Origin of the sequence: Candidatus Devosia phytovorans, assembly GCA_029202405.1 — a bacterium.
GTDB classification, from domain to species: Bacteria; Pseudomonadota; Alphaproteobacteria; order Rhizobiales; family Devosiaceae; genus Devosia; species Devosia phytovorans.
Genome location: CP119312.1, coordinates 71,435 through 89,406, shown reverse-complemented (window position 1 = coordinate 89,406; position 17,972 = coordinate 71,435). Strand labels below are relative to the sequence as shown.

The following is a 17,972-nucleotide window of genomic DNA, read 5'->3' as shown; positions in this document are numbered from 1 at the left end:
GCTATTCAGCGGGCGTAAAATTCAGCGCCACACCATTGATGCAATAGCGCAGTCCCGTCGGTGGCGGACCATCCGGGAACACATGCCCCAGATGACTGCCGCAAGTCGCGCAATGGCATTCCGTCCGCACCATGCCATGGCTGCGGTCCGTCGTCGTCTCGACCGAACCCGGCAGCGGATCATTGAAACTCGGCCAGCCTGTGCCGCTCTCGAACTTCAGCGTCGATTCAAACAGCGGCGTATCGCAACCGGCGCAGGAAAATGCGCCCTGGCGCTTTTCATACAGCAGCGCACACGATCCGGGCCGCTCCGTGCCATGCTCGCGCATGATATAATACTGTTCCGGCGTCAGCTTGGCGCGCCATTCGGCATCGGTATGGGTCACCTTATAGGCATGGCTATCCATGATTTTCTCCTTTTGGGGCGCGGGGAGACACGACTAAAGACTCGTTCGCCTTGTCATTCCACCATCATATAGGATCGGTTAGACGAAAGCCCATACTCCCGTCGCATCACTTCGGGCTGATCCGCCGTAAAGGCCTGCCCATGAGCATTATTCAATCCGTCGAACAGCTTGAGGCGCTCTATTCGCCCCCGCGCCCGTTGCCGCCTCCACCGTCAAGGTGGCCAATCGCATGACCCCGGAATACCGCCGCCTGATCGAAGCCAGCCCTTTCGCGGCCCTGGCGACGATCGGCCCCGAGGGCATCGATTGCTCGCCACGCGGCGACCAACCGGGCTTCGTCCGCATCCATGATGACCAGACCCTGATGATGCCCGATCGCCGCGGCAACAACCGCGTGGATTCGCTGCGCAACATCGTCCGCGACCCGCGTACCGCCTTCCTTTTCCTGCTGCCGGGCAGCGGCACCACCTTTCGCGCCAATGGCCGCGCCCATCTCAGCATCGACCCGGACCTACTCGACAGCTTCGCCGTCGACGGCAAGCCACCGCGCTCGGTCATCGTCATGCAGATCGACGAGCTCTATTTCCAGTGCGCCCGGGCCATCGTCCGCTCGGAACTGTGGAATCCGGCCCGGCACATCGACCCAAAATCCCTGCCGACGCCAGGTGAAATTCTCGCCGCCATGAGCGAAAACCAGGTCGGCGGACAGGCCTATGACACGGCCTGGCCCGAACGAGCGGCAAAGACAATGTGGTGACCGCCGGGCGGTCTTTTCAGGACATATCCACAAAGCCGGATTTGCCCTCTTGACCCCCGCCCAAGTTTTATGGTCTACCCGCGCCACTGGAACGGCTTAGCGGCCATTCCTTCCCGGAGAGATGGGCGTATAGCTCAGCGGGAGAGCACCTCGTTGACATCGAGGGGGTCACAAGTTCGATCCTTGTTACGCCCACCATCTCTCTAAGACTTTCGCCATTGGCGACGGGAGTATAGCTCAGCGGGAGAGCATTCGCTTCACACGCGAAGGGTCACAAGTTCAATCCTTGTTACTCCCACCATTTCCCTTCTACCCAAAAACGTCAGCCACTTCTGAGCGATCAGGGCTGCGCCTCTGCATCGGCGACTGACAAACAAAAATCCCCGCTCTCGCGGGGATGATGTGTGTAGCAATCCGCTCAAGCTTACGCAGCCAGCAGTCGCTCGACTTCGTTCACCAGATCCTTCAGGTGGAACGGCTTGCTCAGCACCGACGCATCCTTGGGCGCATCGCTGTCCGGGTTGAGCGCAACCGCGGCAAAGCCGGTGATGAACATGACCTTGAGATCCGGATCGAGTTCGGTGGCGCGGCGCGCCAGCTCGATGCCATCCATTTCCGGCATCACGATATCGCTCAGCAGCAGCGAAAACGGCTCCTCGCGCAGCCGCTCGTAGGCCGATAGGCCATTGTCGAAGGAGACGACCTCATATCCCGCATTCTTGAGGGCGCGCGTCAGAAACGAGCGCATGTCGTTGTCGTCTTCAGCGAGCAGAATTCGCTTCATCGGGTTCTCCGGCCGTTAAACCTCTAAGGCCGGGTGATTACCCGGCGCGCTCTTCGGGCGCCACTGAGTCGCACTATATCCATCGATGTTTAAGCGAAGTTTTCTCAATCGCAAATTCAAACCGGGCAAAATGGGGAAAGCTGCCGGCCCATCGTCGGCGCAGGCATGTGACAATCTGGACATTTTCGCCGCGAGGGCCCACAATCTCCAGACAAATCAGTAGGGTGCCTCAAATCGGCATCATCGGGGAGGCAGCGTGCGGTCCGACTATTGGGATCAGCCAGCATTTGAAACCATCCGGCCACGCCGGCTCGTTGCGCCGCTGGTTTTCAACTCGCCCCATTCCGGCCGCGTCTATCCCGAACGCTTCCTTGCCATGACCCGGCTGGACCACCTGTCGATCCGCCAGTCTGAAGACGCCTGGGTGGACGAACTCTTTTCCCGTGCTCCCCATCTTGGGGCGCCGATGATCCGCGCCCATTTTCCGCGCGCCTATCTCGACGTCAATCGCGAGCCGTGGGAACTCGACCCGACCATGTTCGTCGAGCCGCTGTCCGACCGTTTCAACACGACGTCACCCCGGGTCGCCGCCGGCTTGGGCACGCTGGCCAGGGTGGTGGCCGAGAACAAGCCGATCTATCGCGATCGCCTGACGTTGGACGATGCCCGCATGCGCATCGAAGGCATCTATCACCCCTATCATGCCGCGCTGCAACGCCTGCTGGGGGAAGCCATCAGCGCCTTTGGCGTGGCCCTGTTGATCGACTGTCACTCCATGCCGCGCATCACCCGTTCCAATGACAAGGTGGCGCCCGATATTGTGCTTGGCGATCGCTATGGCACGACCTGCGCCCCGGCCCTGATTGATTTGGCTGAAACCATTTTCACCAGCGCCGGCCTCAATGTCGCACGCAATCGTCCTTATGCCGGCGGCTTCGCTACCCGGACCTACGGTCGCCCGCAGCATGGCGTGCATGCCCTTCAGATCGAGATCAGTCGCCACCTCTATATGAACGAGGTGACCCTGGCCAAGAATGACGGCTTCGAGGCGATCAACGCGGTGATCGACCGGCTGATCTTTGCCCTGATAGGCCTCGATCTCGTCTCCCTGGTCGGTGTTCAGCCCACGATCACGAGCCTTGCCGCCGAGTAAAGCCTCTTGCGCGACGCCTGGAAGCCAAGCCAAATGCCGACAAAGACCGGGAGGAACGGCATGGCTATCGGCGGCGACGCGCTCGAAATCATCGACAATGCATTCAGGGACCTGACGATCGGCGACGCGCCGCTGCAGGTGCATTTCGACCAATGCCTCTGGGCCGAGGGCCCCGTCTGGTTCGGCGACGGCCAATTTCTGGTCTGGAGCGACATTCCCAACAACCGCATGCTCAAGTTCGTGCCCGAACTGGGTGTCACCCCATTCCGCATGCCGTCCAATTTCGTCAACGGCAATACCCGGGACCTAGAGGGACGTCTTGTCTCCTGCTCGCACGGCGCCCGCGCCGTGCTGCGCACCGAATGGGATGGCACGGTGACGACGCTGGTCGACAGCCATCAGGGCAAGCGGCTCAATTCCCCTAATGACGTCGTGGTCAAATCCGACGGCACCATCTGGTTCACCGACCCCAGCTACGGCATCCTGAGCGACTACGAAGGCTACAAGGCCGATCAGGAACAGGACGGCTGCTTCGTCTACCGTTTCGATCCCGCAGACGGCTCGCTGACCGTCGTGGCCGACGATTTCGCCAAGCCCAATGGTCTCGCCTTCTCGGCCGACGAAACCACACTCTATGTCTCCGATACCGGCCAGAGCCACGATCCGGATTGGCCGGCGCAGATCCGTCAGTTCAGCGTCAACGGCAAGACACTGACCAATCCGAAGGTTTTCGCCGACATCGATTCCGGCCTGTCCGACGGCTTCCGGCTCGATACGGAAGGCAATATCTGGACCAGCGCCGGTCTTGGAGTGAATGTCTACAATGCCTCGGGCGCTCTGCTCGGACGCATCAAGACCGGTGCCAAAACCTCCAACGTGACCTTCGGTGGTCCGAACCGCGACCAGCTCTTCATCACCTCCAGCCAGTATCTGCTGAGCATCAACGTCAGGGCCAAAGGGTTGCAGCGCCCTTGACCACCGATCCAACGGGCTTCATCCGCTCCAATCTTCGGCTGGAGCCCGTTCCGGCACTTCCCGATGTCTGGCTCTACACGGCTCACCCCGGCAGCCGCCTGTCGCGCCTGTCCGGCCCGGATGACGCAGCACCCTATTGGGCCTGGCAATGGGCCGGCGGCCTTGCCCTCGCGCATCATTTTCGGGCGCATCCGGATATTGTGCGCGGCAAGCGCCTGCTCGACCTCGGCGCGGGATCTGGCCTTGTCGGCATCGTTGCAGCCCAAATGGACGCCATGGCCAGCGCCGCAGAGATCGATCCCAACGGCCGCGCTGCACTCGCCCTCAATGCAGAGGCCAATGCCGTCACCCTGCCGCTAATCGACGTGGACGTCACCAGCGAGCCGCCAACTAATTTCGACATCATTGCCGCTGGTGATGTCTTTTATCTGGCAGAGGTTGCGCGCCGCATGCTGCCATTCCTCACCCACTGCGCCGCAGCAGGAATGACCGTGCTGATCGGCGACCCCGGCCGCCGCGACCTGCCACTCGAGCGGCTCACGCCACTCGCCGCCTACCCCGTTGGCGACGTTGGCGACGCCCGTTCGGCGACAGATCGCACCGGCACCGTCTATCAGCTAAAGGCCTAAACCTTGGTCTTCTTCGGCTTGGGTACCGGCAAGTCGTCGGCGGTCGCCTTCACCAGCCCAGCCAACCATTCGGCATCGTCCCAGCGTTCGCCGTCGATCAGGAAGTACATTTTCGAACCCGGATAGGCCGGCGCCTCGGTGACTTCGCCCAGATAGGCGCGGCCCGCCTCGGTCGGCTTGATGAACAGCTTATCATCTGCGACGAAGGCCATCACCTTGCCGCCGCAATAGAGCCCATATTCGCCGAACATCTTCTTCGCAGTCATAGTACCAGCGCCGGCGCTCTGCTCTAGGATATAGTCGATGGTCGACTGCTGGCTGCTCACATCACTGCCCCGACCTGCCAAGGCACGAATTCATTGTCGCCATAGCCCAGTTCTTCCGACTTGGTGCGCTTTCCCGAGGCGATATCGAGCAGCATGTCGAAAATCTGCTGCCCCTTGTCCTCGATGGACACACCCTCGACGATGTCGCCGCAGTTGATGTCCATGTCGTCGGTCATGCGGGCATACATTTCCGAATTGGTCGCCAATTTCATCGATGGCACCGGCTTGCAGCCATAGGCCGAGCCACGGCCAGTGGTGAAGGCCAAAAGATTGGCACCGCCCGCCACCTGCCCCGTCGCCGAGACCGGATCGAACCCCGGCGTATCCATGAAGACAAAGCCCTTTTCGGTCACCGGCTCGGCATATTCATAGACGGCCGTCAGCGGCGTTGTGCCGCCCTTGGCCGCCGCCCCAAGCGACTTCTCCAAAATCGTTGTCAGCCCGCCCAGCTTGTTGCCCGGCGAGGGATTGTTGTTCATTTCGCCCCGGTTGCGCTGGGTGTAGTCTTCCCACCAGTGGATCCGGCTGATCAGCTTTTCACCCACTTCGCGATTGACCGCACGGCGCGTCAGCAGGTGTTCCGCGCCATAGATTTCCGGCGTTTCGCTGAGGATGGCCGTGCCACCATTGCGCACCAGGATATCAGCGGCATAGCCCAGCGCCGGATTGGCGGTAATGCCTGAATAGCCATCCGATCCACCACATTGCAGCGCCAGCGTCAGATGGGACGCATCCATGGTCTCGCGCCGCGCGGCGGCGGCCACCGGCAGCATTTCCTTGACCTTTTCGACGCCCCACTCGATCATCTTGCGCGTGCCACCGCGCTCCTGGATCGTCATCGTCTGGAAGGTCTCGCCGTCCTCGACGCCGTAGATTTCCTTCATCCGGCCGATCTGGAACACTTCACAGCCCAGACCCACCAGCAGCGCCGCGCCCAGGTTTGGATTGGATGTATAGCCCCACTGGGTGCGCTTCAGAATATCGAAGCCTTCCCCACGGCTCTCCATGCCGCAGCCGGTGCCATGGACGAAGGGCACCACGCCGTCGATCTCTGGATAATCGTCGAGAATGCCCGAGCGATTGATCGCCTCGGCGACAAATTTGGCGACGGTGGCCGAACAGTTCACCGAGGTCAGGATGCCGATGTAATTGCGTGTTCCCACCTTGCCATTGGGACGGAGATAACCCTCGAACGTCGCACGCTGGGACGCAGGAATCATTTCCGGCGCCACCGCGCCCTCGGCAAAGGCATAGTCGTGGCTCAGCGTACCGTCCGGCCCGCCCATGCCGCAATTATGTTCATGCACCCAATCGCCGGGGGGAATGGCTTCCTTGGCAAAACCGATGATCTGCCCGAACTTGACCACCGCCTCACCCGCCGTAATGCCGCGGGTGGCAAACTTGTGCCCGCGCGGCACACGTCGCATAATGTTGACGCCCTGCGGCGTAGCGGTTCCAACATCGAGATTGGTCAGTGCCACGGCGATATTGTCGGCGGCATTCAACACCAGCGTTGTCGGCCGGGGGCGGGTCATTGTCTCGGACATGAAGGCACTTTCGGGCAGAAGGGTCTCAACTGTGCTTTACGCCGCCCCGGTTTGCCGCCAGATTGCCGCGACCATTGCCGGGCGCTTTAGCACTGGCTAACATGTTAGCATGAACAACCATACAAGTTCCTATTCTTTTTTGGCGCGCCCCACGACGCTGACCCGCGGCAATGTCACAGCCGAAGTGACGCAGGCCATCCGGCAGGCGATCGTGACGCTCGACCTGCCGCCCGGCAGCGTGATCGACAAGACCGAAATTTGCGCCGAACTAGGCGTATCGCGTTTCCCGGTCAGCGAGGCCCTGGCGCGCCTGCAGGCCGAGGGCCTTGTCGATATTGCGCCGCAACGCGGCTCCACCGTATCGCTGGTCCGCATTGCCGATGTCCGCGAATATATGCTGATCCGCAAGGGCCTCGAATCCGAAGCCCTGCGCGTCCTGATCGGCAGCCACGACAGGAGCCTGATCGAGGCCCTGCATGCCAATATGGCAGCCCAGCGCGAAGCGTCCGAGCGCGATGATGCCGAAGCCTTCCATCAGATCGACATCGAGTTTCACGACATCATCTATCGCTCGCTGGGCTTCACGCGCATCAAGACCATCATCGACAGCGCCCGCGCCAATCTCGACCGCGCGCGGCGCCTGATCATCACCCCGCGCCGCTTGGCGCTGACTATCGCCGAGCACCAGTCCATATTCGACGGCATCCTGTCGGGTAACGCAGCACAGGCCAGCAAGGCCATGCGCAGCCATATCGATGCGGTCATGATCGAGCTCTTCGCCTTCGCCCGCGAGCACCCTGATGTTTTCGCCGATGGCGATACTTTGGGGAGCGACAGCGACAGCTTCCCCTTCGGCTAATCAATCGTTCCAAGGAGGGAACGACCCATGCTCAAGAATATTCCACCCATCCTCGGCCCCGATCTGCTCGGCATCCTGCGCGCCATGGGCCATGGCGACGAGATCGCCATCGTTGACGCCAATTATCCCGCCGACTCCGCCGGTCCGGCCCTCGTGCGCATGGACGGCATCTCCATCACCGACATCCTCGACGCGGTGCTGACGCTGATGCCGCTCGACGACTTTGTCGACCAGGCCGCCATCTGCATGCAGGTAGTGGGCAAACCCGATCAGCGCGAGCCCGTCATGGACGAAATGGATGTGATCATCAAAAGGCACGAGCCCAAGATGGGCCTTTCTTCCATGGAGCGCTTCGCATTCTACGACCGCGTTTCCAAAGGATATGCCGTCATCCAATCGGGCGAGCGTCGCCTCTATGGTAACGTCCTGCTCAAGAAGGGCGTCATTCGCCCCGGCCAGTGACGCGCAAACCAGTTGCACCAAGGTTGCGCTCGACAGCTAACATGTCAGCCGCTAAGCCTCCACTTACGGATAAAGGGAGTATTGATCCATGAAATTGCTGCGTGTCGGCCCCAAGGGCTCGGAAAAGCCCGCTATCCTGGCCGAAGACGGCTCCATTCGTGACCTGTCGGGCATTGTTTCCGACATTGGCGGCCAGACGCTGACCAGCGAAGGCCTGGCCAAGATCCGCGCTACGGACATCGGTGTCCTGCCGAAACTGGATGCCAATGACCGCATCGGCCCCTGCGTCGCCAATGTCGGCAAGTTCATCTGCATCGGCCTCAACTATGCCGATCATGCTGCTGAAACCGGCGCGCCCATTCCGGCCGAGCCGATCATTTTCATGAAGGCCACCAGCGCCATCATCGGCCCCAATGACGATGTGATCATTCCCAAGAATGCCATCAAGCCCGACTGGGAAGTCGAGCTCGGCGTCGTCATCGGCAAGGAAGCCCGCTATGTCGAGGAAGCCGACGCCATGGACCATGTGGCCGGCTATTGCGTTATCAACGACGTCTCCGAACGCCACTTCCAGACCGAACGCGGCGGCACGTGGGACAAGGGCAAGGGTAGCGACACCTTCGGCCCGATCGGCCCCTGGCTCGTCACCAGGGATGAAGTCGCCGATCCGCAAAAGCTCGGCATGTGGCTCGACGTTGATGGCAAGCGCTACCAGGACGGCTCCACCCGGACCATGATCTTCGGCGTCGCCAATGTCGTTGCCTATGTGAGCCAGTTCATGAGCCTGCAGCCAGGCGACATCATCTCCACCGGCACCCCGCCCGGCGTCGGCATGGGCATCAAGCCCGACCCCGTCTGGCTCAAGCCCGGCAATGTGATGCATCTCGGCATCGAAGGCCTTGGCGAACAGCGCCAGAACGTCAAGGCTTACAGCCCCAACTGATGGATCGCCCCGGTTTCTCTTCCAGAACCCGGGGCTTCTTCCTTATGGTCGCCTGGCGACCAGATCGATCTCGACCAGCGCACCCACGGCCAGCGCTGTAACCCCTACGGTTGTCCGCGCCGGCAGCTCGCCCTCGGCAAAAAAATCTGGCCATAGCGCATTGAGCGCGTCATAGTCTCGCTCGAACTGGGTCATGTAGATGCGGGCCATGGTGACATGCTCGAGCCCCAGCCCGATGCCCCCCAGCACCACCTTCAAATTTTCCACCACACGACGCGTCTGCGCCTCGATTCCCTCCGGCAGGGGGGCATCTGGCGCGGCCGGATCAGTTGGCATCTGCCCGGTGATGAACACCCAGCCATCCGCTTCCACGGCATGGGAAAAAGGCGCCACCGGACGAGGTCCGGATGCGATCATGTGATGCAATAATTCGCTCAAGTAACACTCCTACGCGATAGGGCTTGAGCGGCAACGCGCTCGCCGTCATAAAGTCTATGCCCTGCATGATCTATCATGCCGCACCGGCGCCGAAAGATTCATCCCGAATGTTCGATATCTTCCATACCGTGTCCGCCTATCTCGAAGGCTTTCTCAACACGATATCCGGCAATTTCTGGCTGACTTTCTGGTTCATTTTCGCCGTCGCCATCGGCGAAGCAGTCTTCATCCTTGGGCTTTTCGTCCCTTCGACGCCAGTGCTGCTGCTGGCCGGCGGCATCATTGCCGAGGGTCGCCTGCCCTTCTGGGAAGTGTATTTCGCCGCGGTGATCGGCGCCATCATCGGCGACGCCATTTCCTACACGATCGGCCACTTCCTCAAGGACAAAATCAAGGAAATCTGGCCCTTCCGCAATCACCGCGACCTCATCGCCAAGGGCGAAGCTTTCTTCGCCCGGCACGGCGGCAAGGCCGTTTTCATCGGCCGCTTCATTCCGGGCGTAAAGGCCGTGATCCCCGGCGTCGCCGGTATCATGGGCATGCGCTATGGCCACTTCACCATCATCAACGTGACCTCGGCCTTTGCCTGGGCCGCCGCCCATATCCTGCCGGGCATGTTGCTGACCGCCTGGCTCAAGTCGATCGGCCTGTCGCTTGAACTGGTCATCGTCTTCGGCACGTTGATCCTCGCAGCGCTCTTCATCCTGCTGCACTACCACCGCCGAATCCTGCTGTTCTTCGCGCCCTGGCTTGGCGGCTTCGGCCGGTCGATCCAGGCCCGCTGGGCCGGACAGGAAACCAGCCACTAGGCGGCATCGCGCTTGCAACCCGCGGCCGGCGCTCCACATTAGCCTGACAGATGCAAGGAGCCGACATGACCGAATCCGAACTCATCGTGCAGCGCGAAGATGGTGCCACCCGCGGCCGCTATGTCATTCGGCTCGCGCCCGGCTTTGAAGCAGAGATGACGTTTCACAAGGCGGAGAACGGCACAATCACCATCGACCATACCGGCGTACCGCGCGAGTACGAAGGTCGCGGCATCGCCGCCAAACTGGTCAACAGGGCCGTGGCAGATGCACGTGAACAGGGCTTCAAAATCCTGCCGGTCTGTTCCTATGTCGTCGCCCAGTTTCGCCGCCACCCGGAATGGGCTGACCTGCGCGCCTGACTTATCGGCCAGAAGCACTGCGCTGGCGGAACAATTCCGTCAGCCGCGCCAGCGCCACCAAGTGGACGTTCTCGGCCGTCTTGGGTTCCTTTAGGCATTTGACTTCGGTCACTACAGTGAAGCTGCAGCCATTGCGCTCGCCGGACGCGGCGAATTCGAGCCGACGCCGCTCTCCCCAATAGCGCGAATAGGTGACCTTGAAGCGCATCGAAAAGCGAGCATCCCCCGACCTCGGTAAACCCAAGGCTGGCAGGCTGATCGCTTTCCGTCAACACACCAACGCGCTATTGCCCGCCGATGAACGCCTGCGTCTCGCTCAACTCTTCCTGGCGTAGCTCGTGCCCGCCCGGATGCCAGAACAGCCGGCTGTCTGCCCCATTGGCGGCGAAATAATCGTGCAGCGCCTGCGTCGCGCTAGCCGGAGCGATCGGGTCACGCTGCCCGGCGGTGATCAGCACCCTTTTCCCCGAAAACTCTCCCTTGGGCGGCAAAAAGGGGATCAGCGGATGCATGAGGATTGTCGCGTCGAACAGGTTGGGCGCGGCAAATTGTACTGACGCCAGGATATTGGCGCCGTTGGAATAGCCCAATCCGATCACTTGGTTGGCAACACCCTCCGCCTTTCGCGTCTCTACGAAGGCAATCATCTGCGCGGTGCGCAGCCGCAGATCGTCCATGTCATAGACGCCCTCCGCGGTCCGCCGAAAATAGCGCAGCGCCCCGCCTTCGCTGACATCGCCTCGCGGCGCAATCACCCGCGCGGCTGGGATCAACTGACCCGCCAGTTCAAAGAACTGGTTTTCATCGCCACCAGTGCCGTGGAAGACAAAAAACAGCGGGGCCGTGGCATCCGAGCCCTTGCCCTCTCGATAGTTATACTCGGCCATGCCTGATCTCCGATTGAACATCTCCGGAATATCGGGCCTCACCGTGGTCGGAGCAACTGCCCAACCCCGCCACGCACTGTTGCCGATGACGGAACAGTCGGCTCTTTACGTCAATTGATGCGCGTTGGCATTCGTGCAGAATGCTTCCATGTTCCTGTCCGTCTTCGACGTTTTCAAGATCGGTATCGGCCCCTCCAGCTCTCACACCATGGGCCCGATGACCGCCGCCAAGCGCTTCCTCGACGAATTGCGCCTGGGCGACTGGCCGCGCGCCAAAAACGCCAGGCCTGCGGCCCTGACGGCAAGCCTGCATGGTTCGCTGGCCTTTACCGGCATCGGCCACGGCAGTGGTCGCGCGGTCATTCTCGGGCTCTGTGGCGAGGATCCGCGCCATGTCGACCCCGATACCATGGACGATATCATTGCCGCTGTTGAAGAAACCGGTAACGTCCACCCCCCGCTCCATCCTGCCTACCGTTTTCGCCCGGCAGTCGACCTGATCTTTGACAAGCGCAATGCCCTGCCCGGCCATCCCAACGGGCTGCAATTTTGCGCCTATGATACCGACGGCCAGCTTCTGCTGCGCCGGGCCTACTATTCCATCGGCGGCGGCTTCGTCGTCAGTGCAGAAGAGTTGGAAGCCCTCAAGCACGCGTCACCAGCCCAGGCCGACGTGCCCTATCCCTTTGCCAATGCCAAAGACATGCTGGCCATGGCGGCCGGTTCCGGTCTCTCCATTGCCGGGATGAAGCGGGCAAATGAGGAAGCGTCGCGCAGCCGCCTGTCGCTCGATCGCGGCGTGGACGAGGTCTGGAGCGCCATGGACGCCTGCATTACCCGCGGCATCAACCAGGATGGCATCATGCCCGGCGGGTTGAATGTAAAGCGCCGGGCGCGCGGCATCTTCAGCCAGCTCGATGCCCAGTGGCAGCGCAACGAGCTGACGCCGCTCATGGCCAATGACTGGCTGAGCCTCTATGCCATGGCCGTCAATGAAGAAAATGCCACCGGAGGGCGTGTCGTGACCGCCCCGACCAATGGTGCTGCCGGGGTCATTCCCGCCGTGATGAAATTCTATCTCAAGTTCAACGCGGCGGCCGGTCCGCAGGCGATTCGCGACTATCTGCTGACGGCCGCTGCCATCGGCGGCATTATCAAGCACAATGCCTCCATTTCCGGCGCCGAAGTGGGGTGCCAGGGCGAAGTCGGCTCGGCTTCCGCCATGGCTGCCGCAGGCCTCTGCGCCATCATGGGCGGCACGCCTGAACAGGTTGAGAATGCCGCAGAAATTGCGCTGGAACACCATCTCGGCATGACCTGTGACCCGGTAGCAGGCTTGGTGCAAATCCCCTGCATCGAGCGCAATGCCTTTGGTGCGGTCAAGGCCGTGACGGCCGCTTCGCTGGCCCTCAAGGGCGACGGCACCCATGCCGTGCCGCTCGATGCCTGTATTGAAACCATGCGCCAGACCGGACTCGACATGAGCGCGAGCTACAAGGAAACCAGCCTTGCTGGCCTAGCCGTCAACGTCGTAGCCTGCTGAAAAGGAAAGGCCCAGCCAACTCATTGAGTTGCTGGGCCTTTTTGGTTGCGGGAGCAGGATTTGAACCTGCGACCTTCAGGTTATGAGAACGACGGCGTCGCCCCCACCATCTACTACCTGCTTTTACCCCATCTTATTTCTGTAGGCAATCCGGCACTCTTCGCCCTATGCTGTCCCCCGTCATCGTACCAAGTTTTCTTCACGGTGACGATCCGGTGACGACTGGAAAAGCGGAGGGTTGCGCATTTGAGGATCACCAAACGAGCCATCGACGGTCTTATGGAGCACGAGCCCGGTGCCGTTTTGCGGGATGAGGACCTCAAGGGATTTCAAGCCCGACGCACTCAGAACGGCATAACCTACGCCTTCGAATATCGTGCAGGATCCGGACGGCTGGCACCGGTTCGCCGCATGACCATTGGCAAGGGTGGCGCACTCACGCCCGACGAAGCTCGCAAGGAGGCGAAAGCCCTCTCGCTGGAGGTCGCGCAGGGCAAGGATCCGGCGGCGCGCAAAGCCAAGGACAAATTGACACCAACGGTAGCGGATTTTGCAACCGCTTGGCTGGACGGGGCCGAGCAGATGGCGCTCGCCCAACCAGAGGCCGCCACGCTGCGGCCGCGAACCATCGCCACCTACCGGTCGCTGCTGCGGCGACATGTGCTTCCGTCGTTCGGCAACAAGCGTCTCGATCAGGTCGATGGTGCCGACGTCAAGCGCCTGTTCGACAAGGTCAAGCTGGCGCAGCCGGCGACCGCCAACAGGTGCCTGGAGATTGTCGGATCAATCTACCGCAACGCCGCCTCTGACCTGCTGGTCCCACGCGGTACTAATCCAGCAGCCGGGATAGCGGCCAACCGCGAGAGGCTGCGGGAGCGCTTCCTCTCCCCCGCCGAGCTCGCGTCCCTGGGCCAAGCGATAACTAAGGCCGAAACAGAGGGCGTGCCGTACGAGCCGCCGAAACGGGACAGCAAGCGGCACAAGCATGTCCCCAAGCACCGTCCCCCGCAGCGGATCGACGCGGGTGCGGCAGCGGCCCTTCGGCTGCTAATCTTCACCGGTGCCCGCCTCCGCGAGATCCTCCACGCCGAGTGGGCGAATGTGGATGTGGCGTCTGCTCGCCTCCGGGTCTTTGGAAAGACCGGGTGGCGGTACATCGTACTTCCTGCTCCGGCGCTCGAGGTCATCGTGGCGCAGCCTCGAGTAGGACGTTACGTTATCGGCTCATCCCATCCCGAGAAGCCCAAGGCGGATCTGGCACGTCCCTGGGCCGCGGTCAGCAAGCTGGCCGGGCTAGAGGGAGTGCGGATTCATGATCTGCGTCATTCTTTTGCCAGCGTCGCTGTGAGCGGCGGCGCGTCGCTACCCATGATCGGTGCGTTGTTGGGGCATACTCAAGCCCAGACCACGAAGCGTTACGCTCATCTAGCGGATGACGCCCTGAAGGCTGCAGCCGACGCGGTGGCACGGCAGATAAATATCGCTGAGGATGCGCGAGCTAACAGCGTCCGACCATTGAGGGCCATCCCGTAATGGCGCGCAAAGTGATGCGGCGTAAGGCGCAGGATGGGTTGCTGCCGAAAGATGTTGCCGTCCTGGGTGATGCACTGCGTTCAGACTTCCTCGATCTTTCCAGACCTGTGCAGTTCATTCGTGCTTATGCCCAACCAGAGCTTTCCGATGAGGAGATCTGGACCAAGATCGAGGGGGCCTGCTGGGAGGTTTGGGGCGAGCTTCTTTTGGATTGGCAACACCGGCAGCACGTGAATAAACGGCGCCCGATAGTGAGAGGTCGTCCCAAAACGATCAGAGCCATGCGGAACTTACTTGAGGAACTCGAGAGCAATTTGGATCACTGCCTTTCCACGCAGGAAAAATATGACGTCGACCTTCAGAACGACGCCGAGGTGCTAACTTCAGCGACCGAGGCTCTGCAAAAGGCGTTAGACTGCATCGAGAATTTGGTGACCTCGGAAGAAGCCGGGCTACAACGGCCACCGCCAAACACCCGGTTGATGACTGCAGAGTACGTGAAAGCGGTCCGAGCCATCTGGGAACATATAACGACCGAGCCAGCAGGTGTTGCAAAGAAGGTGGTGGTGGATTTCGCAATGGAGCTTTGGGTCGCTCTTAGCCTACCCGATAACGGCCCTGAGGTGCCAACCCGGCAATGGCTTGAGGAGAGATTCAAAAACGTAGGGTAGTTTGACCTCGCAAAGGAGACGCCCAAACTACCCTAGGCGAGCTTGGATGCTTTGCGGCACCATCCGTCCGTATTCGATCCTATCGAACCCGACGGAGATACCATGGAAACGACCTCACAGGTCACCAACCCCGACCTCTTTGATACTCCTGCCGCCGCCGCACACCTCCAGCTTTCCCGACAGTACCTCGAGAAGCTGCGCCTGACGGGTGGAGGTCCCTCCTTCGCAAAGTTGGGACGAGTAGTTCGGTACCGTCGGGTTGATCTTGATATCTGGGTTGCAGCTCAGATTAAGACGTCGACGAGCGACGCTTAGATCCACTAACGCGGGTCGCGAGGGCAGCCATTCGGCAAACGCTTCCATTTTGCCGGCCTCTACATCGACCCCACTTGGGCCGGTAACCCGCTGAAAGCGGATTTCCCTGAAATCGCCAGTTTGGAGCAGCCAGTGGATTCTCCACGGCGGCTTCTGCTCGCCCTCAAAACATACTCTGCAACTGCGTTCGCAGCGGCAGATAGCAATCAATTGAGAGAGATATGAAGACCTTCAAGGCCAATCCTAATCGCTACGAAAATACCGCTATTGCGGCGTACCAGCAAATGATCCGAGAGCGGATTGAACAGGGCTGGCATCCCTCCCTGCTTACGTTCACCTTCAATCCCATGCCGGACAACCGGGCATTGCCCCCTGAAGCAATCGGGAAAAGCCTGGCGCAGTTTTACTCCTTGTGCCTGACGAGGCTGATCCATCACCCCCATCGGGGACCGATCACCAATTTGCCGCTCATGGTGGGGATGCCAGACCTACCCCTCTTCAAACATCGCAAAATTAGTGTCGTCGCCACGATCAATGACGGCCTCCACGCTCATGCAGTATTTCTGAAGCCGATCCGCACCAGAAATGGCCGAACCCTCGCTTCGACACTGGAGGAGAACGGTAACCTCTTCAAAGATGCATGCCACCTCATGTCCATCCATTGCGCGGACATCAAGGAGACCCCCGGCAAGGCTGTGGCCTATGTCTTGAAGTCGCTGGACCTCAAACGGTTCCCCGGCGACGACATCTGGATCTTTCCAAAGTCTCGCAGCGAGCGCACGAAAGCCAGCCGACGAGTTTCGCGTCATGATTAACGAAGCACCTGACGACCAGATGGATCTGTTCAATTGGGTGCAGGCGGCTTCCCCTCAATCGCACGTTGAGCAGTTTGTCGACCTGCTCCTTATGCCTGGTGCCAGAAATTCTGCACGTCCAAATGGAAGCCTGAAGTTTGACGTGTGGTTCGGCGAGGCGCGGCTCATCACTAACCATCGTGTGCCCATTTACGCGGCGTGCCGCGCGTTGGTCGAATTGGGGATCTTCGGAACAGCGCGTGTCTTTAGATCGGACGGTGTTCTAGCGATGACAGTTTCAATTGCCAAAGGTGCCAAACTGACCGTCAGCGAGACCAATGGCGCCCCTCGTGTCGTTAAGTACGTGCCATTTGAAAAAGGGAGCGTCGCCAAGCGTTGAAAACCGTGCGGTGCTTGCATAGGTCGGCCGAACCTGACTTCAGCCGACCTAGCTGCCTCGTTTTGCATTGAGGACTTGCTGAAAAACTCTATTTTGTTCGAAGCAGCCGGATCAGCGCGGCCAAATGCTCATCAGAGTGGCGTTCCGATGCTGATATAAGATCCGCCACCAGCAATGCCCTCTTCTTCGCTGCATCGGGGACGTCGGTCGAAATCCATCCAAACAGCTCATTTGGTGACTCCTCCAAGACGATTGCAATCCTCAGGATGATGTCCAGCGAAGGGATGCCCGTATTGCGCTCAATCTTGCTGAGTGTGATCGGCGAGAGATCCGCCAAGGCAGCCAGACGCTCTTGCGTCAATTGCTTGCGTGCTCTCCCAGCACGGATCCGGTCGCCCAGACCCGCCACCATTCGCGATGATTCTTCGTTGGCGCCCATGAAACAGTGATGGACTGTTCGACCTGCCGCCTGAACGTCTCTCAAGACGAATTTACAGTTGACTAGTCTTCGAGGATAAGTCGTGTGTGTATGGCAATTTGGAGTTTGCCATGCAGATCGTATTGTTTCTTGTGCTTGCCGTTAGCCTCGTGTCCATCCTCGTCGGCCTTGGGTTTGGTTTGTTCGCCAAAGGCAAGCGGCGTAGGGGATGGAACGCTGTTACGATAGCGCTTTTCGGAGCCATTTTCTCCGTCATCGGTCTTATTTGGGCCACCGATGAGGATGCCAGGTCCGAAGGCTATCTCGATTACCTTGATCAGCTCAGCGCGAGTGCTGCGGGGTACGAAGAACCCAACGCATGGGCTGACGAACGTGATGCCCGTCGTGAGCAGCAGAGGGCCGAAGAAGCTGCGATTAGAGAGCACTTCGAATTGACGGCGGCGGAGATCAAGGAGATCGAAGAGGGCCTAACGCTTGAATACATAAGGCAGGATCGCTGGCCTGCAGTTCGATGCAAAATAAATAGCGTCCAGAATAGATCGTTCGCATTCTGTGAGGGCGTGGGGACAGTGGCTGCGGGCGGGCTCTTTCTGCTCAGCAGAAACAATGGCGATGCAGTTGTAACGCCGATGAACGGACGGGCTATGCAACATTTTTCGGCGGTGAGATACGTGACCAGCATCACGGAAAAGAGGTTTCCTGTGCTCGACATCGATGAGGGTGATCTGCGTGGTCAGGTTGAGCTGATTAGTACCGCACTTGCGTCGTTCGAATAGTCGGCGGGACAGGTCGTGGTAAGCGCTCGCACAAACCCGGTACACCCTATTTCGAGACGTTTGACGACTGCGCGTCTGTCTGGTCCGATATCGGTAGAGTACGATTAGAGGAGCAAGTGCACGACGTTAGCAGACAACCTCTGAGACTGTCCCCGTGGGAAAGG

22 protein-coding genes, 2 tRNA genes and 1 pseudogene are annotated in these 17,972 nt (G+C 60.3%); 17 read left to right on the top strand and 8 right to left on the bottom strand.

Annotation, left to right across the window (positions count from 1 at the left end):
- Nucleotide 1: 1 nt before the first annotated feature.
- Nucleotides 2-406: a peptide-methionine (R)-S-oxide reductase MsrB gene (gene msrB, locus P0Y65_00445; protein WEK04759.1), complete on the bottom strand. Its 405-nt coding sequence runs from the start codon at nt 404-406 to the stop codon at nt 2-4.
- A gap of 140 nt (nt 407-546) precedes the next feature.
- Between msrB and P0Y65_00440 the strand changes: the two are divergent.
- From P0Y65_00440 to P0Y65_00430, 3 genes and pseudogenes are all read left to right on the top strand, one after another.
- Nucleotides 547-1,163: pseudogene (locus P0Y65_00440) on the top strand (pyridoxamine 5'-phosphate oxidase family protein).
- Between the two features lie 123 nt (nt 1,164-1,286).
- Nucleotides 1,287-1,361 (top strand) — tRNA-Val (locus tag P0Y65_00435).
- A gap of 28 nt (nt 1,362-1,389) precedes the next feature.
- A tRNA-Val gene (locus P0Y65_00430) sits at nt 1,390-1,464 on the top strand.
- 123 nt (nt 1,465-1,587) lie between these two features.
- Here the strand turns inward: P0Y65_00430 and P0Y65_00425 are convergent.
- Complete coding sequence (locus P0Y65_00425; protein WEK04758.1) at nt 1,588-1,947, bottom strand: response regulator; 360 nt, start codon at nt 1,945-1,947, stop codon at nt 1,588-1,590.
- Between the two features lie 256 nt (nt 1,948-2,203).
- Here P0Y65_00425 and P0Y65_00420 point away from each other — a divergent pair, with 256 nt between their 5' ends.
- Genes P0Y65_00420 through P0Y65_00410 form a run of 3 tightly spaced genes read left to right on the top strand, consistent with a single transcriptional unit; the run spans nt 2,204 to nt 4,704 of the window.
- Nucleotides 2,204-3,100, top strand: coding sequence for an N-formylglutamate amidohydrolase (locus P0Y65_00420; protein WEK04757.1), 897 nt, complete (start codon nt 2,204-2,206; stop codon nt 3,098-3,100).
- A 60-nt stretch (nt 3,101-3,160) separates the two neighbouring features.
- Entirely contained in the window at nt 3,161-4,075 is a 915-nt protein-coding gene (locus tag P0Y65_00415; protein WEK04756.1) for an SMP-30/gluconolactonase/LRE family protein, read from the top strand.
- Entirely contained in the window at nt 4,072-4,704 is a 633-nt protein-coding gene (locus P0Y65_00410) for a 50S ribosomal protein L11 methyltransferase (GenBank protein ID WEK04755.1), read from the top strand. The genes P0Y65_00415 and P0Y65_00410 overlap by 4 nt, the downstream gene beginning before the upstream one ends.
- Here P0Y65_00410 and P0Y65_00405 read toward each other — a convergent pair.
- Nucleotides 4,701-5,030, bottom strand: coding sequence for a TfoX/Sxy family protein (locus tag P0Y65_00405; protein ID WEK04754.1), 330 nt, complete (start codon nt 5,028-5,030; stop codon nt 4,701-4,703). The genes P0Y65_00410 and P0Y65_00405 overlap by 4 nt on opposite strands.
- A complete protein-coding gene (locus tag P0Y65_00400) occupies nt 5,027-6,565 on the bottom strand; it encodes an altronate dehydratase family protein (protein WEK06690.1) in 1,539 nt (512 codons plus the stop codon). The genes P0Y65_00405 and P0Y65_00400 overlap by 4 nt, the downstream gene beginning before the upstream one ends.
- Before the next feature lie 121 nt (nt 6,566-6,686).
- On the opposite strand from P0Y65_00400, the gene P0Y65_00395 reads away from it, so the two are divergent.
- The 3 genes from P0Y65_00395 to P0Y65_00385 all read left to right on the top strand — a co-directional run bounded on the left by P0Y65_00395 (nt 6,687) and on the right by P0Y65_00385 (nt 8,841).
- The gene (locus P0Y65_00395) at nt 6,687-7,436 is read left to right on the top strand and encodes a GntR family transcriptional regulator (protein ID WEK04753.1); all 750 of its coding nucleotides are present in this window, start codon (nt 6,687-6,689) and stop codon (nt 7,434-7,436) included.
- A 27-nt stretch (nt 7,437-7,463) separates the two neighbouring features.
- Nucleotides 7,464-7,898 carry an RbsD/FucU domain-containing protein gene (locus P0Y65_00390; GenBank protein WEK04752.1) on the top strand — a complete coding sequence of 145 codons (435 nt, stop codon included), beginning with the start codon at nt 7,464-7,466 and terminating at the stop codon, nt 7,896-7,898.
- Between the two features lie 88 nt (nt 7,899-7,986).
- A complete protein-coding gene (locus P0Y65_00385; protein WEK04751.1) occupies nt 7,987-8,841 on the top strand; it encodes a fumarylacetoacetate hydrolase family protein in 855 nt (284 codons plus the stop codon).
- A 42-nt stretch (nt 8,842-8,883) separates the two neighbouring features.
- Here the strand turns inward: P0Y65_00385 and P0Y65_00380 are convergent, their stop codons facing one another.
- Nucleotides 8,884-9,258 (bottom strand): RidA family protein, encoded by a 375-nt coding sequence (locus tag P0Y65_00380; protein ID WEK06689.1) that lies wholly within the window; start codon nt 9,256-9,258, stop codon nt 8,884-8,886.
- A 128-nt stretch (nt 9,259-9,386) separates the two neighbouring features.
- Here P0Y65_00380 and P0Y65_00375 point away from each other — a divergent pair, with 128 nt between their 5' ends.
- Both P0Y65_00375 and P0Y65_00370 read left to right on the top strand, forming a co-directional pair.
- The gene (locus P0Y65_00375) at nt 9,387-10,088 is read left to right on the top strand and encodes a DedA family protein (GenBank protein WEK04750.1); all 702 of its coding nucleotides are present in this window, start codon (nt 9,387-9,389) and stop codon (nt 10,086-10,088) included.
- A 65-nt stretch (nt 10,089-10,153) separates the two neighbouring features.
- Nucleotides 10,154-10,450, top strand: a complete 297-nt coding sequence (locus tag P0Y65_00370) for a GNAT family N-acetyltransferase (GenBank protein ID WEK04749.1) — start codon at nt 10,154-10,156, stop codon at nt 10,448-10,450.
- Between the two features lies 1 nt (nt 10,451).
- Here P0Y65_00370 and P0Y65_00365 read toward each other — a convergent pair whose 3' ends face one another.
- Nucleotides 10,452-10,658 carry a hypothetical protein gene (locus P0Y65_00365; protein WEK04748.1) on the bottom strand — a complete coding sequence of 69 codons (207 nt, stop codon included), beginning with the start codon at nt 10,656-10,658 and terminating at the stop codon, nt 10,452-10,454.
- Nucleotides 10,659-10,734: 76 nt separating this feature from the next.
- A complete protein-coding gene (locus P0Y65_00360) occupies nt 10,735-11,337 on the bottom strand; it encodes an alpha/beta hydrolase (GenBank protein WEK04747.1) in 603 nt (200 codons plus the stop codon).
- A 148-nt stretch (nt 11,338-11,485) separates the two neighbouring features.
- Between P0Y65_00360 and P0Y65_00355 the strand changes: the two genes are divergently transcribed.
- The 5 genes from P0Y65_00355 (at nt 11,486) to P0Y65_00335 (ending at nt 16,593) form a co-directional block, all read left to right on the top strand.
- The gene (locus P0Y65_00355) at nt 11,486-12,880 is read left to right on the top strand and encodes an L-serine ammonia-lyase (protein WEK04746.1); all 1,395 of its coding nucleotides are present in this window, start codon (nt 11,486-11,488) and stop codon (nt 12,878-12,880) included.
- A gap of 246 nt (nt 12,881-13,126) precedes the next feature.
- The gene (locus tag P0Y65_00350; protein WEK04745.1) at nt 13,127-14,413 is read left to right on the top strand and encodes a tyrosine-type recombinase/integrase; all 1,287 of its coding nucleotides are present in this window, start codon (nt 13,127-13,129) and stop codon (nt 14,411-14,413) included.
- Nucleotides 14,413-15,084 (top strand): hypothetical protein, encoded by a 672-nt coding sequence (locus P0Y65_00345; protein WEK04744.1) that lies wholly within the window; start codon nt 14,413-14,415, stop codon nt 15,082-15,084. The genes P0Y65_00350 and P0Y65_00345 overlap by 1 nt, the downstream gene beginning before the upstream one ends.
- Nucleotides 15,085-15,620: 536 nt before the next feature.
- Complete coding sequence (locus P0Y65_00340) at nt 15,621-16,214, top strand: hypothetical protein (GenBank protein WEK04743.1); 594 nt, start codon at nt 15,621-15,623, stop codon at nt 16,212-16,214.
- Nucleotides 16,207-16,593 carry a hypothetical protein gene (locus tag P0Y65_00335; GenBank protein WEK04742.1) on the top strand — a complete coding sequence of 129 codons (387 nt, stop codon included), beginning with the start codon at nt 16,207-16,209 and terminating at the stop codon, nt 16,591-16,593. Before P0Y65_00340 ends, P0Y65_00335 begins: the two co-directional genes overlap by 8 nt.
- Before the next feature lie 88 nt (nt 16,594-16,681).
- Here the strand turns inward: P0Y65_00335 and P0Y65_00330 are convergent, their stop codons facing one another.
- Nucleotides 16,682-17,032, bottom strand: coding sequence for a helix-turn-helix transcriptional regulator (locus P0Y65_00330; protein WEK04741.1), 351 nt, complete (start codon nt 17,030-17,032; stop codon nt 16,682-16,684).
- 110 nt (nt 17,033-17,142) lie between these two features.
- On the opposite strand from P0Y65_00330, the gene P0Y65_00325 reads away from it, so the two are divergent.
- Nucleotides 17,143-17,808 carry a hypothetical protein gene (locus P0Y65_00325; protein ID WEK04740.1) on the top strand — a complete coding sequence of 222 codons (666 nt, stop codon included), beginning with the start codon at nt 17,143-17,145 and terminating at the stop codon, nt 17,806-17,808.
- Nucleotides 17,809-17,972: the final 164 nt, after the last annotated feature.